Annotated in this window: 10 protein-coding genes; 1 reads left to right on the top strand and 9 read right to left on the bottom strand. The window is 42.9% G+C overall.

Annotated elements, in window-relative coordinates:
• Nucleotides 1-43 precede the first annotated feature (43 nt).
• A complete protein-coding gene (locus PI95_RS02445) occupies nt 44-2677 on the bottom strand; it encodes a DNA polymerase III subunit alpha (protein ID WP_039738837.1) in 2634 nt (877 codons plus the stop codon).
• A 246-nt stretch (nt 2678-2923) separates the two neighbouring features.
• The gene (locus tag PI95_RS02450) at nt 2924-3988 is read right to left on the bottom strand and encodes a DUF8692 domain-containing protein (RefSeq protein ID WP_236116897.1); all 1065 of its coding nucleotides are present in this window, start codon (nt 3986-3988) and stop codon (nt 2924-2926) included.
• A 342-nt stretch (nt 3989-4330) separates the two neighbouring features.
• Between PI95_RS02450 and PI95_RS02455 the strand changes: the two genes are divergently transcribed.
• Complete coding sequence (locus PI95_RS02455; RefSeq protein WP_039738839.1) at nt 4331-5620, top strand: dicarboxylate/amino acid:cation symporter; 1290 nt, start codon at nt 4331-4333, stop codon at nt 5618-5620.
• A 149-nt stretch (nt 5621-5769) separates the two neighbouring features.
• Here the strand turns inward: PI95_RS02455 and PI95_RS35520 are convergent, their stop codons facing one another.
• The 7 genes from PI95_RS35520 to PI95_RS02485 form a co-directional block, all read right to left on the bottom strand.
• Nucleotides 5770-5949 (bottom strand): hypothetical protein, encoded by a 180-nt coding sequence (locus PI95_RS35520; RefSeq protein WP_236116898.1) that lies wholly within the window; start codon nt 5947-5949, stop codon nt 5770-5772.
• Nucleotides 5950-7004: 1055 nt separating this feature from the next.
• The gene (locus PI95_RS02460) at nt 7005-10463 is read right to left on the bottom strand and encodes a DUF7379 domain-containing protein (protein WP_039738841.1); all 3459 of its coding nucleotides are present in this window, start codon (nt 10461-10463) and stop codon (nt 7005-7007) included.
• Nucleotides 10464-10561: 98 nt separating this feature from the next.
• Complete coding sequence (locus tag PI95_RS02465) at nt 10562-13447, bottom strand: CHAT domain-containing tetratricopeptide repeat protein (RefSeq protein WP_052324742.1); 2886 nt, start codon at nt 13445-13447, stop codon at nt 10562-10564.
• A gap of 819 nt (nt 13448-14266) precedes the next feature.
• Nucleotides 14267-15979: a diflavin flavoprotein gene (locus tag PI95_RS02470; RefSeq protein WP_039738843.1), complete on the bottom strand. Its 1713-nt coding sequence runs from the start codon at nt 15977-15979 to the stop codon at nt 14267-14269.
• Between the two features lie 271 nt (nt 15980-16250).
• Nucleotides 16251-17969 (bottom strand): diflavin flavoprotein, encoded by a 1719-nt coding sequence (locus tag PI95_RS02475; RefSeq protein ID WP_039738847.1) that lies wholly within the window; start codon nt 17967-17969, stop codon nt 16251-16253.
• 271 nt (nt 17970-18240) lie between these two features.
• Complete coding sequence (locus tag PI95_RS02480) at nt 18241-18396, bottom strand: alpha/beta hydrolase (RefSeq protein WP_163518529.1); 156 nt, start codon at nt 18394-18396, stop codon at nt 18241-18243.
• Entirely contained in the window at nt 18393-18836 is a 444-nt protein-coding gene (locus PI95_RS02485) for a hypothetical protein (RefSeq protein WP_039738849.1), read from the bottom strand. Before PI95_RS02485 ends, PI95_RS02480 begins: the two co-directional genes overlap by 4 nt.
• Nucleotides 18837-19047: the final 211 nt, after the last annotated feature.

A 19047-nucleotide genomic window follows, 5' to 3' on the forward strand; every position in this document is an offset into this window, starting at 1 on the left:
TTGATGGTGCGGATGGGAAAAATCCCATCCCTACACCAAGTATTTATTCTGGCAAACCCCGAACTTGCATCAAATCCAATCCGCGTTCAAATATTTCATCAATCGGCAACATTTGACCATCAACAGTCATAAATTTATGGTCTTTTGTTGCTTGAATAACTGAACCATCTTCCAAACAATATTCAAAAACTTCTTGTTTACCGCGATTATGCCATTGGGCAATGATTTGAGTGTATACATTACCATTACTATCAATACTATACACACTGCACTCAATGCCCTTTTCTACAATTTCCCCAATCGGTAAAAAGCCATATTCTACCGTTAAAACTTTTGTATCATAGCTTAAACAATATTCGGCAAACTTCAACATGTCGTTGAATAATTTCTCGGCGACTTGTTTATTAACTCCATTTTTTGCCGAGCCATCAATGAATTTCTCCCGTTGCTTTTCCATTTCCGCAACTTTCTTTTTACCCATTGCACGGCGCATTAAATCGGCTTGTCCTAAAGTATATCCACCCATATCTTGAGCAATTTTCATAATTTGCTCTTGATAAACCATAATTCCATAGGTTTCATTCAATATGGGTTCTAAAATAGAGTTACCGTATTTAATTTCCTCTCGACCGTGCTTGCGGTTAATAAAATCAGGAATCAATCCTGCATCTAATGGTCCTGGTCGATAAAGCGCCAAAATCGAAGAAATATCTTCTATATTAGAAGGCTTCAAATCTCGCACTATCTGACGCATTCCCGAAGATTCTAATTGAAAGATACCTTCTAACTCACCAGCTTCTAAAAGTTCATAAGCTTTTTTGACTTCATTTGGTAAAACTTTATGTTCACCTTTTGCTAATATTTGTTGCGCTCTTCTTTCTTGACGGACAATATCATCAGGGTCAATCGGAATTTTTTGAGTTTGTGCAATTAAATCCAAAGTATTTTGAATTAATGTCAGGTTTCGCAAACCTAAGAAATCCATTTTTAACAAACCCATAGATTCCAAGTCTTCCATGAAATACTGGGTAATCACAGAACCGTCATTATTCTTTTGTAGCGGCACAATTTCATCGAGAGGATCGGCAGAAATTACCACCCCTGCAGCATGAACACCAAAGGTTTTGTTAGTTCCTTCAATTCGCATCGCCATATCAACCCAATGACGAACGTGTGGTTCATTATCATATTTTGCTTTAAACTCTGGTTCTGGGGTTTTCTCAGAAATCATTACCTTGAGTTTTGTAGGTTTACCCCGCACCACAGGAATTAATTTCGCCATTTTGTCTGATTCGCCATAAGGAATATTCAACACTCTGGCGACATCTTTCAAGACAGCTTTAGAAGTTAATCGATTAAAGGTGATAATTTGGGCTACTCTTTCTGTACCGTATTTTTCAGTTACGTATTCAATAACTTTATCGCGTTGATCAATACAGAAATCTGTATCAATATCCGGCATTGATTTACGTTCTGGGTTCAAAAATCGCTCGAATAATAAACCGTGATGTACGGGGTCAATATTAGTAATTCGCATTGCATAAGCAACCAAAGAACCTGCGGCTGAACCTCGACCAGGACCGACGGGAATCTTATTATCTCTAGCAAATTTGATGTAGTCCCACACGACTAAAAAGTATGTGGAAAAACCCATCTTTTGCAGCATTTTTAGTTCATACTCTAATCTTTCTTTGTATTCTGGATCAACTTCGCTACGCGATTTGCGATTTAATCTTTCTAAAAGTCCTTGCCAAGCAACTTCTTCAACGTATGTGTCGGCAGTGTGACCAGATGGTATGGGATAATTGGGAATGCGAGGCTCACCCATAATATTGTGGTAAGGCTCGACTTTATCTGCAACTTCTTCGGTAGTGTTTATAGCTTCGGCAATGACATCATCTGGCAAATGGTCGCGAAATAGCTGACTCATTTCTTCAGCAGATTTCAGATATTCTGTGCCGCTATAACGCATCCGATTATCTTCACTAATCAGCTTGCCAGTTTGAATACATAGTAAAGCGTCGTGTGCTTCTACGTCGAAACATGAAATATAATGGGAATCATTGGTGGCTATAAATTTAATTCCTAGTTCCTTGGCAATTCTGATAATTTCAACGTTAACAATTCTGTCTTCTTGGGAACCGTGGTCTTGAATTTCTAAATAAAAATCATCGCCAAATACTTCTTTATACCATTGAGCGACTTTACGTGCAGCATCGGGTCGATTGCTGAGAATTGCTTGGGGTATTTCTCCACCCAAACAAGCACTAGTAACTATCAAACCTTCATGGTATTCTTTAAGTAAGTCTTTGTTAATGCAAGGACGAGAAAATATACCTTTGCCTTGTACACCTTTGAGGTGAGAAATAGTTGTTAATTTAACTAAATTTTTGTAACCTTTTGTATTTTTCGCTAAAACAACTTGATGATAACGGGGACGGCGTTCTTGTTTTTCGATATCGCCGTTAATGATATACATTTCGTTGCCAATAATTGGCTTAATATTTCGACTGCGGCAAATTTTGATTAGTTCGATCGCACCATACATCACACCATGATCCGTGAGGGCGATCGCTTTCATACCGAGTGCAAGTGCTTGATCGATCAACTCCGGTAACTGACTGGCGCCATCAAGCAAACTGTAATCACTGTGAATGTGCAAAGGGACAAAAGACATATACGTTACCCAACACCGACAAACAACACAAGCGTTTTCTATTAAACTACAGTAACGAAGCTTTCATACACACTGACAAAGAAAATATGCTTATGTTAAGGCGATCGCACTTGCCCTCATCCAAGCCACCTTCATCGCAAATGCACGCCTGTTATTTTATTGTGGACAAGGAGTAGGGCAAAAACGGCAGTGCAGTCAGATAACTTTACATCAGTCACCCCGATGAAGACGCACCCGTTATATTTTTTAAGTAAGTAATTCAGCATTTTGGCGTTGCTTGTTGTCATTAATAATATTGATTCGCAAAGCCATGCCTTTCATGTATGTACTAATGTACGAGAGCAAAGCATAAATAAAGACAGCAATGCCGAGCATCTCTAGAAACTCTTCAATCGTCGTTATTATGACATAAATTATGTTTTGCTGTCCGTGTAATTCTGCATAGTACCCACCAACTAATTCTGTGCCAATTGCACCAAATACGAAGATTGTCCCAGCAATCAGAAATAGATAACGTGTCTTTGCGGGAAGAGCAGCGAGAAAACTTAAAAACGCTAACAGGCAAATCAGTACCAAGATAGCACCAGGTATAACCCAAGCGAAATAAAGAAAGCCACTGGTATTAAGTGTTTTTCGCAACGGATCGATCAGCCTTTCATGAAGGCTCATGAATTCGTCGCCGGAAAGATACAGAAAGATAATTGATAAGGCTGTCCAGTGGCGGACAAAAAGTTCACCAGCTACTTTCTTGGCATGGGCGATTATCAACAAAAGAACAGAACAAAATAGTAAAGCAGACGCAGAGTACACCGCAGGAATATTTTGTTCAAAGTCAATGTAGAATATTGCTGCTAAGAAACCTCTCAACGGGAACTCAGGCAGAAAGTACACGCTGAACTGTCCGGCAAGACTGACGAGGCAAAGACTGAGTATCACCAAAAACAAAACTCGCAACGTGTTTTTGGGAGAGAGATTGATCGCGAACTTACGCAACGATACAGTTAAAGGCTGTGCTGAATCAGAGCCTCCCCATTCTGCATGGCTAATTTGCTCTATGGAATTTTTATTTTGATCAAGCTGTTTTTTATTCGCTGTTAGTTGTTCTGGTAAAACTATCTTTTCCAGAAAATACTCAATAGTTTGCAGTTCAATCCAGCCATGTTTTGTAAGAATTTCTTGCAAATGTCTGCCAGACAAATTTTGTTCTTTAAGTGCCGTTTCTAATTGAGATGGCGTTATCAAGCCTGCTTCAATTAAAGACTCTCCCAAGTACTTTTGCTTACGCTTACTTATTTCCAAATTTGTCATCATTATTGCAATACCCGCCTTTTTTAAGGGGTTTGTGATATTAAATAACTAATTGCTACAGTGAAATTACTGGTATAAATGCTATTGTGACACGGTTAGAATTTAAATTAAGTAAAGTTTAGCTTAGGATTAAGTAAGATTATGTAAAGATTAAATAAAAGCGATCGCATCTGCTTGGTGTAAGCAAAAATACTCGTAGTTTGCGTACAATCCGCAAAAATTTTTGATAAATTTATGTAACTCACAACAATGCTGTTGTAGTTGGAATGACTACAGATTGTACAAAGAGTGAAATCTCTTGAGTCGTGTTTCAATATATGCAATTCCTCAGTCTGACAAAACGCAATGAACGAAACAGAAAGCATTAAGCCTGACACTAAACTCCGTCCTTGGTGGCAGCGTATCCCTCTCACATTGCAAATTATCATCGCCTTAGTGCTGGCAGTCTGCTTAGGAATTGCTTTAGGTGCGGGCAACCCCAACGCAGCCAACAAAGACTTAATCAACAACTTGGCAATTCCGGCTGAATTGGTGCTCAAAGCACTCCGCGCTTTAGCTACACCGCTGATTCTCGTAGCAGTGTTGCATACCTTCATGACTACGAATATTCCCGGAAGAGCAGGACGCAAATTAACTGTATTACTTTTAACTAATACAACCGTAGCAATACTGGTTGGGCTTTTAGTGGCAAACGTCTTGCGTCCCGGTACTTGGGGGCGTTTGGCGGCTCCAGAAAATACACAAGCAGCCAGTCAAAGTATTGACCCTTGGGGATTACTCAAAGACGCTGTACCGGAAGCCGTCCTCAAGCCGTTGGTTGATAATAACGTTATACAACTGATTGTAATTGCTTTGAGCTTTGGTATCGTTTTGCGGGCAATAAAATCAGAGCAAATCGCTGAAGGAAAAAGAGGATACCAACCGATTGAGGATTTAGTCGGGACTTTGTTTGAGGCAGTGATTCGCATCCTCAACTGGGTGATTGCCCTAGTACCTCTGGCAGTATTTGGAATTGTGGCTAAAACTGTTGCTCTGCAAGGCTTCGCGCCATTTAAATCACTGTTTGCCTTCATCGTAGCGGTGCTGGTAGCGCTGGCATTACAAGCTTGTTACTACCTCACTAGAGTCAAATTTGGTTCTTGGGTGAACCCGTTGAAGTTTTTAGCTGGCGGTGCTGATGCCTTTTTGACAGCTTTTTCCACTTCTTCCTCAACGGTAACAATGCCTATCACCTTTGAGATTTTACAGACAAAAATCGGCTTGCGAGAATCTTCTGCTTCTTTAGGGGCGCTGGTTGGGGCAAACTTTAATAATGATGGTACTGCCCTTTATGAGGCGATGTCTGCGTTGTATATTTCCCAAGTGATTGGGCAACATTTGAATTTAGGACAGCAGTTAATTGTCATCCTCACGTCGATTTTTGCATCGGTGGGGGCAGCGGGTATTCCGAATGCGGGATTGGTAACGATGACTTTGGTGTTTACTTCTGTTGGTTTACCGACTCAGTATATCGCTTTGTTGGTGACGGTAGACTGGTTTTTGGATCGCTGCCGCACTGCGATTAATGTCATGGGAGATATGACTGTTAGTGCTTTGCTTGACGGCAAAAAACCTCGTTCTATCGACGAAACTTAGACGATTTTGGATTTTGCGGAAAGTCACCATGCCACATGCGTGACTGTCAGCAGAGACGTTCCGTCGGAACGTCTCTACGAGAAATTACGGTTTCAATACTAATATTCAGCAATGCCAAAATCTCAAATCTAAAATTGGCAAGTGGCTATTTAATGCTGTTGCGGTCCTTTAGCATCACATTGTTTAGCCCAACACCTTTTAAGAAGTTCTATTCGCCAGATGTTGGCAAAGCGATGAGGATTTAATACCAACTTATTATCATGGCTAAATAGGGGCTGGTTGAGATACTGCCAGAGGGGAAATTTAATCTTGCTGTGTTCTGGGGTCATGGGTAAGGCAAAATATTATAAAAGCGTTGTGGTAGTAGTTGGCATTTACTATAAAAGATGCTGACTACTGAAGTTCTAGTCAAACATTACACATTATATATTCAATTGTCTTTGTGGCAATTGCGGAATTTTATCACACCGATTCAAGTATTTTATAGTTTCTGGCTGAGAAGATATATAAAATTGATGGCAGTATACTGAATAAAGAAGGTATAATATTGACTTTATTTAAGATGCGAGCAAAAGCAGCGCTGATTGTATTGATATCGTCGGGGCAAAGCATTATTGTGGTTTTCAATTGGGTGGAATACATCAAAGAATTTAGGAATTACAGACAAACATATACAAATACTGACAAGCATATAGTTCATCCGGATAAGAGTCGATACAATAAACCGCTTTGGCTAAACAATAGCCAAGGCGGTTATAATTAGCGATCGCCAATTAATCGTTTGTGAGAATTCGTGTTACAATCAGCGCTGACTAGTAATGATTGCCTTTCTTTGCGATGGTGAACCGCAGTCACCGCATCAAGTTTGAGTAATTTGCGTAAGTTTCTGGCTGGTAGTATCTATAAAAATGATGGCAGTATAATGCGGCGCACCCGTGTTGCGCGGGAGTGGCTAATCCTTGACCGCAACACTTTTTGCAAGGTAATGGGATGACACTAAGGAATATTGGGTAAGTTTATTAATAATTTGAGCCATTCGGGGGTTGGGGATTTCAAGGCGCATTAAGTCTTGTTCAGGTGATTTGTACTGCATCTTCCTTTAAAGATATAGCTTTTATTTAAAAGATAAATTACGCCTGATGCGAATTAGGATGCACAGGCAACAAAGGTAAGAAGATAAAAATTACCAGTAATATCAAGTCCGGTTGATTACTTATTATTGCCATGTCTGTTGTCAAATGTCAAAGCTCAAATCCCTCCCTCTCTCTTAATGATCAGTCTTTAACCGGACACGATATAATTCACTGCCACTTCCTCATAGTTATGAGCTAGCACCAGTGACCAAGTGCGCGATTGCGTGCACCTGGTCACCGCAACTCTTGTATTAAACCGATAAGCTTGTTACCCAACGCTTGACTGCTTCCCGTCCTTGCGGAATTTGGAAATACTCGAAGTGATCGCAATCTAATACTTCAATTGTCAGCTTTGGGTAGGCTTCGCCCCTGACACCGCGCATACTAGATAACCCGACAGCAATATCGTTTTGCTCCCCAAATAAGTTGTCAAGAGTTCGATCTAGCACCTTCTGCGCGAGTCGGTTGAGACGGTTGCGTTCTGCCTCGCTCAACCGATTCTCTCCTGCCAGCACCAAGTATGGAACATTTGACGGCTCTTTGAGGGCATTAAGCTTATCCAGGATAGTAGAGTTGACTTTCAGGTCGATAGAGCCAACACCTTCCTGGTAAAGCTGCTCTAACAACCAGTTGAACGCCCCCAACGGTGGAATAACCGAAGCTTGATTGACAACTACCGTGAGCAGATAGACCATTCCCCGACCAAGCGTGGCGAGTGTCGAGCCATTGTTGGGAGGACCTGCCATTACCAACTTATCAACAAATTCGTGACCGCCTGAAAGCTCGATCGTGCAGCGAGAAACCAGGCAGCCCATACTGTGGGCGTAGACGTGAACGGTAATCTGGTCGTCAGGACCGAAGCCACATTGCTGCTGTAAGGCTAGAGCTAGTTTAGCGCCATTCTCTTCGACGCTCGTACCAAACGTCTCGTAGTCCCAAGTTAGTAGATGCTTGTAAGGGAAAACCTCATCGCGCAGAAAAGGAGCAAAGGTTTCGACCATCTGTCTAGTGTCTGCGGTGAATCCGTGGACAAAAAGAGCTACCGTATCACCTGGTTGGAACTGGTTTCGCTGAATATCGCGGTACTCAACCTTCTTGCCATCAACCAGTTCTGCACGCCGCAGACCTATCTGTGGGGTGTAGCGACCCATCTTTTTATAAACAAAGAGCTGGATGGTGCTCCCGATGTCGCGCTTAGTAGGTAAACCCTGAGCGTCAGTAGAAACTACAGTTGGCGGTAGGGTCACTACATCCACCGCGTTCTTCTCCTTAGCGGCATAGCCGACTGGCAGGTAGTCTTCGCCATCAAAGGCTATGGGCAAAAGGTCTGCTACTTGCTCGTTGGCAACGGTTGGCAATTCCAAGCGTAGCGGGTTCTCCCGTGTGATACTCTGGCGCGATGTCTCGTCCACATCAAAGGAGATGACAAGCGCTGAAGAGCCAAAACTGCTATCAATACTACGTGTTCCCGAACGTCCAATAGGTTGAAAAAGGTCTGGGAATCGGTCAAGACCAGGTGGTAGCTTTAAACTGGGGTTCCCAGATATACTCCGAGTGGCTTGACTCCAAGTGGTTACAGTAACTTGACCCTGAAAACCTTCAGGCTTAATTAGTGTGAGTTCATCGTTCAAGCTAATAGTTTCGGCTGGGGTATTCAGCGTTCTTGTTTGGAAACCACGCACGACAGTAACAGAAAGAGAGGTTGTTGCCCAGTCTTCTAGGTCTTCTGTTTCAGCAGAGCCAGCGAAGCGCTTGCCAGAAAGAACACAATCTAAGAGTCGCTCTAAAGGAGAAGAAGAAGCTGCTCTCGTTCTTTGAGGGGGTTGAACGTTTAGCTTTTTCTGCTCCAACCCCTTGAAATCAGTGGGGTTAGTTGTAACAATAACTTTCAAATAATCCCGGCAGGAATCCCATCCTCCAGGCAAGGTGAAGTTTAACCGCTCTTTCCGGTTGTCGAGACCGATGATAAGCTTGCCACCATTCCGTTCAATGGGATCTTTTTGACCCAATTGTGGATACTGAAGTTTGATACTGTAATCAGGATTCAGAAGCAAAAGGTGAGCATAAATGGGTTTCGACGATTCGTTAATCACCTCTAGAACGTACCGATTAGAGTCTTTGTCTTCCTGATCTAAGGTAAGGGTGATTTCCCCACCTGTGCCAACAGCGCCTGTGGGAAGTTCTTGCGTCTGAGAATCATCAGCACCCTTTACATCATAACGAAGTAGGCGGAGTTTTACCTTGCCTACTAGCTCCGATTCCGGCTCTTTATTATCAAGGCTCTGGAGAGTGCGGTAGCGAACAATACTTTCTAAGGAATGAAGTACGGCTATCTCATCACCGCCCCCATCTTTGATGTCTTCTGGAACGACTAGCTGTTCACGCGTGGAGTTGTAGATGTTCAACTTCCCATCAACAGCCTTAACTCGCAAATCAGCTACTTGATCGCAATTTTCTAGCACCTTCAAGTAAGGTGAACCGCTACCCAAATTTGCATCAAGGATTGCTTGACGCAAACGTGCGATCGCCTTCTGGTTTTCTTCCCCTGGATCTGCTTCTAGAGCAAGTGTCTGGTGCAGCCCAGCATAAACTTGTTTGGTGATCAGACCACGGGCGAAAATGGGAATAGAGACAATATTAGCACCCTCCTTGATGCTTGCAAGGGCTGTGGTTGCTGAAACTGAGGTAACTTCGACTGTAGCCAGAGGCGCGGGCAAATCCTTCTTAGTACGCACTTCGGGTGGATAGAGAGCCAGTTCAGTGCCCTTATGCAACCCATGTATCAAACCAGCATCCAGAGTAACTTCATTTTCCTCTACCTTCTGCACGGTAATGAAGGGGTCTCGCTCGACCCGCACTCCTCCAAAGACCTCTCGGTTGCGATCGCCCTCACACTGGGGCATCTGTGAAGGATATTGTGTATTCACCTTAGCTGCTACCTGCTCGTAGAGGTCTGCATATGTGGTCTTTGGGGTCATTTGGCGCAGAGCTTGCAAGGTGAAGTAGGTCAGCGCACCATGCCATACTCTGTTCCCTTCATCAGGGCTGAAATATTCGTTCGATAATTCGTGGTCGCGACAACCTGCGAGGAGGACGTGGGTGATACCTTCGGTTGCCCAGCCACTCGCACCCGTCCCTCGACGGGGTGCGCCTTCTAGGATGCCAGTATCCAAGTCAGGTGGTGGGATGCGATTGTCGGGTTCAACATTGCGGGTTTGAGCCAGATTTGGATCGCGAGTCCCCGAACCGGAATGGCAACAGTCGAGAATTACAGTAATATTATTACCCTTGCGCTCTGCAAGTTGATCCAGCAAAGCAGCAAGGGTCTTATCAGGGATATCAAAAACCTCTGGAGTTCTACTGTCATGGGGAACGAGAGTTTCGTTTTGTCCGTCAGGCTCTTTCCGGTTCACCATTTGAGAACCATGACCACTGTAATGAAAGAAAATTTGGCTTCCTGGCTGAATGTCTGGATTGTCGATGAAAAATTCCTTAAAGGTTTGAAGGATATTAGTGCGAGTCGCCTCTTGGTTAGTCAAGACACGGATCTGATTTTCGGGAACACCCAGTTGATTTATGAGGTAAATCCGCATTGCCTTAACATCATTGACGCAGCCATTAAGGTTTTGAATATGCAGGTATTCATCAATGCCAATTAGCAGCGCCCATAGGGAAGAACCATTGGTGACATGAAGTTGTTGTGCAGTCATAATTTATCTCCTGAAATTCGCAAGTATTTTCCGCTGATTTAAGTTCTTGAGTTTGACCAATCTACTTCCCAAAGGAAATGGGTGAGAGCGTGTGCAACTTATGCAGCTTTTTGAAAGATAGATTGCGATGCTTCGCCAATGAGTGTAAAAGCAGCCCAATTCAGTGGGTTGGGATGTTTTTCCTTAATCGTTAGCATCGCTTGGCGCAGGGCTTGGGCTTTGTTATCGCCTCGTTGTAGATTTTGATAAAACTCAACCATGAAGGAGGCAGTGGGAGCATCTGGAACTGACCACAGTGATGCAATCACACTTGGAACGCCTCTAGAAATAAAAGAGCGAGATAAGCCGATAACACCATCCCCGGTTAATCGTCCCTGTCCAGTGTTACAAGCACTCAGAACAACTAACTCAGCTTTTAGCATCTTTAAATTCATGATTTCTGTAGCTGTAAGCCAACCATCATCTGTTCCTGACGGCGCTAAAGCGATCGCTCCTGGCACATTTAATTCATCAGCGTCATTGAGTAACCCGTGAGTTGCTAGATGAATAATCCCTGCTGTTGGCATCCGCTCGATAATAGCAACCTTAGTTGCTTCATCGCCTATAAATGCTTCGGTATTTAATAGGGGAGCGATTTGTCTGGCTTCTCTTTCTGCACCCGGAAGAGGAATCAACTGATGAGATTTAAAAAGCGGCATAATTGGATTACCTACCACCAATACATCCTGAAACCCCACCTCTTGAACTCGTTGCTGGTGTCGGCGAGTTCGTTCTAGAACTTGGATGGAAGGAGCGGTGAGGATGGTGTGTTGTTGAATTAAATATTTACCTGAAGTATCTTGGAGAGCTGGGAAGGGAACAAGAAATAGGCTATTTTGGGGGATAAAAATGACCCGCTCATCTGCATCTTTTGGCAAAAGGTCAGCGATAGGTTCGATCAGGATTTGATAAAGTTGCTGTAATTGTTTGTTGTTTCCTTGAACAATTTCGTTATCACTATCCTTCCCATCTGAGTCAACAAAGCGCGTTCCCCTAACACCAATACATTGACGGGCGATCGCAACCAGATCTTCCAGAGATTTATTAAATTCCTGCAATAAAGGTTTGAGGTCAACTAGGCGAAAGGCAATTTCTCCAGTCGGTTTGATAACCCAAATTAATAAAGTTCTAGACCACAAAATAGAATATTCAACCAGTGTGCTATTTTGCTCTTTAGCAATTTGTTGAATCTGCTGGAGAGTGGGAGAAGTGATTTCTCTTTTTTCAGCTAATTGCCCCTCTAAGTCCTTGCTCAATAACTCTACGAGCGCCCTAGCTCGACCGCGTTCAGCAATTTCCAAAGCAGCCAAGGGTTTCTCCTGGTCAATGAGGGCAGCTTGCAGTAGCTGGTAAGTTTTGGCTTGCTGCTCAAAGATTGATACTTTAAAGTCATCACGGTCTTCCAATTTCCCCCGTACAGATTCCCAGAGCTTAATTCCCTCGCGCAGGTTGCGTTCTGCTTCCTCAATTTGACCTAAGTAGAGGAGAGCAACTCCTATATCAGTTAGAGTACTCGCTTCCCCAGAATAGTTTCTAACTTCCCTCATGATTCCCAAACTCTGCTTGAACTCATTCAGAGCTTCGGTATATTTGCCTTGTGCAAGATAAATGCCTCCCCCAAAGCCAATAGAACCTCCTTTACCAATCTGATCCCCTAGTCTCTCCTTAAGTGTCAAACTCCTTTCGTTGTACTCCCACGCCCGATCTAAATTTCCTTGGTAATAGTAAATTTCAGCTAAAGCTTGTCGAGCATTGGCTTGCCCCTGTTCTTCACCTGTATTCTGAGCAATGTTCAAACTTTCTTGATAATTTTTTTCCGCTTCAGCTAAGTACCCTTTAACCGTGTAATAACTTCCCAGACCTTGCAGACTACGTACCTGCAACCAGCAAGCATAATTACTATCTATTATTGTCTTGGCGATCGCCAAACTCTGCGAGTAGTAATTTTTCGCTTTCTCTTTCTGCAAGTGACCCAAGCCATCGTAACTCCTTCCCAGATCAAATAAAGCTTTAGCCTCTAAAAGGCGATTATTTAAATTTTTGGCAATGGTCAAAAGTTTATTGTTGCACTCTATTGCCTTGGCATAATTGCTCGTGTAGTTGTAGGAATCTTGCAAATGCTCTAGAGCATCCAGCTCTCCTTGGAGATTACCTGTTTCTTGGAAGATGACTTTAGCTTGCTCATAACGCCTAATTGCCTCAGGAAAATTCCTCCCCTGTCCTGGAGCCCAATAATGAGCTTTTCCTATACAGGTTAGAGCAACTGCCTCTCCGTGACGATAGCCTATCTCAAGAGCAATTCCTAAACTCCTTGTGCAGATATCTATAGCTTTGCCTAAGTCCCAGCTATAGGGAGGATTATGAGATTGTCCTAAAGTATTGAGAATATCTACAAGTAGTTTCTTACCAGCTTCGCCATCTATCTGTTCGGCGATCGCCAAACTCTGCTCGTAGTGATTTCTTGCTTTGTCTAAATTTCTTAAGCCTTGATAATCAATTCCCAAATCGAATAGAGTTTCAGCCTCCAAAGAGCGATTTTTAAAGCTTTGCGCGATAACCAAAAGCCGCTTGCTTGACTCTATCGCCTTGGCATACTCATTTGTGTAACGGTAAAACAAACGTATATAGTACAGAAGCATCATTTCTATTTGCTGATAGCTTCTTTCCTGGCAGATTGTCAAAAGCTGCTCGTAGCAATTTATCGCCTTAGAAAACTCCTGACTTTCAAAGTTAGCATTTCTCAGGGTAACTAACAGATTAAAGACGACAATCTTTATTAAGCGATCGGAGGCTTCTGTGTAATTTCTTATTGCCAGATTTGTTGCATAATCTAGCATTGTTTGTACCAACCTAGCATCTATCAAGTTTTGGTTGGCTTGCAAAATAGCTGGTTCTTCACCATTAGCACAGTTTAGCAGCGCTTCAATCAGTTCTTCGTTGTCCATTGTTTTATTGCTCCTTAGTGTTGTAAACTCAGTTAATATTCCCTCTTGCATAAATACCAAAATGCCAGGTGGGACGGGTTGCAATTATCTGCTAAAATCCAACTTTCACTTGTGGAAAAAAACAGGTAGAATGAAACTGCTTCTTCAGGTCATCTATAACGTCAATGTAAATACCTCCTAGTTTTTTGATTATTTTTTGTGCAATCTGTACACACCTACAAATGCAAAAATGGTAATTTCGGAAAACATGTTATTTGAAAAGTAAATATAATTAATTGGCGTTTAGACTAGTTACCGATGCAAAACTCCAAACCTTTACGGCAATTGATGTACATCAAATATAAGCGCACCCACCCAAAACTTGAGTAGGGTTTTCATAGTACCTTTGAACTAAAAATGCCCCCAGAGCAATCAAGGATGCGATCTAGGGGAGAGTTGGGATTTTATCGTTAGGTTGGCTGGGGAATTCTCGCTCAGAATTTAACTATTATTAGTCGAAAAACTCTCAACAAAAAAATATCACCTTTTTGTTTGAACTTTTTACTATCAACTAAAAATGAATTTAATCAAATATTAGACTATCAAAAATAGCGAGTAAAATAGTTAAACCTAAATTTTTTATAGTGATATAGTTTACACATACAACTATTGATTATTAACAAAGTTTTATATCTGATTTGTTCAACAGTTTCGCACCGGTAACTAGTCTAAACACCAAAAATTAATATGAAACGAAGTAATGGATAGCAATTTTGGGACAGGAGTAGGGATAAGGGCAAAACCTTTGCCCTTTCTCCCAATAAGTGCAATCAGCGCATCCTAATAATGATTGCCCGATTTGCGATGGTGAACCGCAGTTACAGCATCCGGTTTGAGTAATTTTCCGTTGTCAACGGTGGCATACACAACCCAGTGATCGCCACATTCCATGCGTTGGTTGACAGAACACTCAAGATATGCTGAAGCATCGGTGAGGACTAAACAGCCATTTTCGGCAATTTCTGTAGAAAAGCCGGAAAAGCGCTCTTCACCTGGGGCAAAAGATTTGCGGAAGTGCTTGACAAAATCTTGTTGATTGCCTTCGGCTAAGATGTTTAGGGCAAACTTACCCCCAGAATACATCAAAGATTCGATCGCTCGGTCTTTGGCAATACCAACGGTGATTCCCGGTGGGTTGAAGGTGGCTTGCGAAACCCAAGCACCTAACATCGCTGTGGAGACTTCTCCTTGCTTTGCCGTCAGGACGCACAGCGAACCGACAATTCGACCTACAGCTTGTTCCACAGGAGTTACAGCTTGTTGGGGCAAACGCAATTTTTTCGCCTTTTTCAAAGTTTGGGCAAAGTCTGTACCGGTTTCTTCACACTGCTTGAGAATGACATCTGAGGGTTTGAACTTGACGCGCATCGTTTCAAATCCAAACCGATATCCAGCATCGCGAAGTTTCCCTTCTATTAAATCAAATGCTTCGCCACTCCAGCCATAGGAACCAAAGACACCGGCGAGTTTGCTGTTGTCACCAACGCCGAGGACAAGACCTAAAGCTGTTTGTACTGGGGTGGGTGCGTGTCCACCAAGAGTAGGAGAACCGATGATAAAACCATCTGCCTTTTCCACAGCAGCGCGAATTTCATCAGGTTCGGCAAATTCGCAGTTGATTGATTCTACCGCGACACCACCTTTAGTTAATCCGAGAGCGATCGCTTGCGCTAAAGTTGCTGTATTGCCATAAGCTGAAGCATACAATAAAGCAACTGTTATCTCGCGACTCGTTTGTGAATGACTCCATTCTTCATAAGAATTGATCAGTTCGACAACACCGTAACGCACCAAAGGTCCGTGACCGGTGGCTATCATTCTCACTTGCAGTTCTGATAGTTTCTCCAAAACTGCTTGTACGTGAGTTGCATGAGGCGCCATCAAACAGTCATAATAATACCGCTGATCTTCTTTTAAAGCTTCGCGGTTTTCATCAAAAACTTGCTCCCCACAGATATGAGTTGCAAATAACTTATCTGTGTAGAGAATTTGCGTTTGTTGGTCGTAGGTACAAAGACCGGCGGGCCATCTTGGACTAGGTGTCGGAACAAATTTTAAAACATGACCCTTACCTAAATCTAAAGTTTCTTTCCCCCGCATGACGATGATTTTTAAATCTCGGTCTGGGAAAGTAGTACGCAAATCTCCCGCTGCTGGTAACGAACAGACAAAAGTAATTTGCGGTGCAACTTCTAACAGCGCTTTGAAAGTGGCGATACGGTTAGGACTAAAGTGACCTAAAATTACATAATCCAGCTTTTTAAAGTCGAGAGAATGCCGCAATCCTTCCAGAAAAATGTCAGTGAAGGTTTCTGCTGGTGGGTCAACAAGTGCAATTTTATCACCTTCGATTAAATAGCAATTGGAAGTTGTACCTCTTTCCAATGCATATTCAATTTCAAACCGCAGACGCGACCAGCTACGCGCTCTCATTACTGTAGTGTTTGTGGCGATCGGTAAAACTTGAACGTCACGGGGTTTGGAATCGCTCATAGGTGTGGAGTGAAGGGTGAGATAGCTTTTGAGTGATGGGGGGAGGGGGAGAGGGGGGGAGGGGGAGATGGGGGGATGGGGAGAGGGGGGGAGGGGGAGATGGGGGGATGGGGAGATGGGGGGATGGGGAGATGGGGGGATGGGGGAATAAATTTCTCCTTGTCTCCTTGTCTTCTTGTCTCCCTTGTCCCCCTTGTCCCCCTTGTCTCCTTGTCTCCTTGTCTCCTTGTCCCCTTGTCTCCCCAGTCCCCCAGTCCCCAGTCCCTAGTTCCTAGTAGTAATTACCTACTTTGCGGTGGCGAACTGCGGTGAGTCCTTCGGGTTTGGAAACGCGACCGTTTTCGACGGTGCAGTAAAGAATCCAGTGGTCGCTGCATTCCATGCTGCTGACAACTTCACATTCCATGTATGCTAAAGCATCGGTGAGAATGGGGGAACCGTTTTTCGCGCTTTGGGTTTTCACGCCGGCAAAGCGATCGGCACCAGGAGGTAGACGCTTGAGGAAGTGCTTTTTCAGGTCTTGATAATTTCCTTCTTCTAAGGCATTGAGGACGAAGCGATCGCCTATTTGCAATAATGATTCCATTGCTCTATCTTTGGCAACGGCGATTGTAAATCCTAATGGTTGCAAACTCGCTTGTGCTACCCAAGATGCCAACATTGCACTGCTGACATCACCTTTTTTGGCGGTGAGAATATACAATCCGCTGCTAATGCGTCCCAGCGCTTTTTCCATGTTGACATCAAGAGATTTAATCTGCTTGATGTTGCGTTCCCGCATCAACAATTGTCCCAAATCTGTACCGGCTTCTTCACACAATTGGTAAGTAGCTGCGGTGGGTTCACCTTTAATCCGAATTGCGGGAAAGGCTTCTTTGACACTCAAATCGATGAATTTTCTCCGGAGGGTGTCAATTGGTTCGTCATCCCCACCGTAAGATTCAAAGAGTCCGACTTTTTGCTTGTTGTTGGCGACAACTAAAAGCGAATTAATCGCCGCTTGAGCTGCAACGGCTGCGGTTGGCGGCATTCCGATAATTATACCAGATGCTCTACCTGCCAGTTCTTGAATTTCTTGGATTTCCGCACTGGATAAGTCCATCATTTCGACGGCTACCCCAGTTTTTTGGACTCCTTCATTAATCGACATGGCGAGGCGATCGCTATAGCCGTAGTCTGAGACGTAAAATAAAGCTACGGTTGTTTGCGCTTCTGCTTGGATTTGGCTCCAGCTTTGGTAGCGTTCTGTGAGAAAATCAAGGTTGTGGTGGAGTAAGGGTCCGTGACCGTTGGCGATGATGTTGATTTTTCCTAGTTCGCTCATTCTCTTCATTGCATTCAGCAAAGAGCGGGCGTTGGGACCCATCAAGCAATCGTAGTAAAATCGAAAGTCAGCTTCTATTGCTTCTAAATCTTCGTCAAAGGTACGCTCGTCGCAAAAGTGCATCCCAAAAGCATCACAGGTGAAGAGAGTTTGGGTTTTGCGATCGTAGCTGAATATTGTATCGGGCCAGTGCAAGTTAGGCGCACTCACGAATTCTATGACGTGTCCGTTGCCTAAGTCAACGCGATCGCCACTTTTAACAATTCGCTTGGAAAAAGGATCGTGTACCAAGCCTTCAAGAAATTGTAGGGCAATTTTTGAACCTAAAACGGTTGCTCTGGGCGCTAATTGCAAAACTTCTTCCACCAAGCCGCTGTGGTCTGGCTCTGTGTGGCTGATTATGATATAATCAATTGCCTTGGGGTTGATTAAACCTTTGAGCGTGTCTAAATACAGCTTTTCAAACTTCCGGTGGGAAGTATCAACTAATGCGGTTTGCTGACCGCGAATTAGATATGAGTTGTAAGTTGTACCGTTTTGCAAACCGAATTCGATGTCGAAGCGATCGCGGTCCCAATCAAGAGAACGAATCGCTGTTGTATTCGGGGCAATTTCTACAGTTTGTATAGTTAGCCGTTTTTGAGCATTTTCGGCGATCGCTACCATTATTCGTCTCCGAACGCAAATATCAGTATTTTTCTCTCTTTTTATTTTGCATGTAAATTTTTTTTAAAGTTGTAATAAAAAGCATAAATTATGTAATTGCAAAAGTAGCAAATATTGCTCTTTTTCAGCAGACTTTTTTACGATAATATTTTCATAACAAAAAGCAGAAACTAATCAAGCCAATTTGTATCTAATGTGCACGCTTATCTTCCATGTTTATCAACTGAAACATTGTATTATAAGGCATAGATAATAAAACTTATTTTGTAATTTAAGCTTCAAAAGTTAATAAATTGGGTAATGGGTAATGGGTAATGGGTAATCGGTAATCGGTAATGGGTAAAACGCACATCACTATTCCCAATTCCCAATTACCAATTCCCAATTCCCAATTACCAATTCCCAATTCCCAATTTTCAATTTTCAAAGAAAACGGATAGTTAAATGATGTGAAAATGCCGTCTGCACGATCGCACCCAAGGCTAAACCTGCTAAAGAAAAGATACTCGTCAGAAAAAAAGTTTGCCGTTCTCCCAAACCCGACCCTTGAAGGTCTATTCTTAATAATATGTTCGCGCAGATGATTAACAAGGTATCAAGAAATACTTTAAACCAAGCGATCATCACAAAGAACAAGAAAGCAGCTAAAACCGAAAAGGCGAAAGTTCTAGTATCCGATCTAAAGAAAATAATAGAATAATCTGCAATCTTCAACCAGGGAGTTGTCAAGGCTGATAGCAAAAACAAGATAGCTGTGACTACTGTCAACCAAACATACCAAGGTGAATGTGCTTGCGATATCAACCAGCCCAAGCTACCGTAGGCAAGAACCACTAACGTCAGGGAAACCCAAAGAAAACTTTTCATACATTGACATCGGTTGATTTCCCAATACCATATCAACTCATTATTCCACAACTATCTGCTCTGCTGCAAGCAAAGCTTTTGGGCTACTTGACAATTGGCTCATTTTATGAATGAAACATTAGCTGCGATCGAACGGCGTAGTCGATGTCTAAACGGATTTATCTGTCTTGAGGTGGGGTTTAAAACTCCTGAATTCTGACTTTAGAAAGAT

Source organism: Hassallia byssoidea VB512170 (genome assembly GCF_000817785.2).
GTDB lineage: Bacteria > Cyanobacteriota > Cyanobacteriia > Cyanobacteriales > Nostocaceae > Hassallia > Hassallia carrinoi.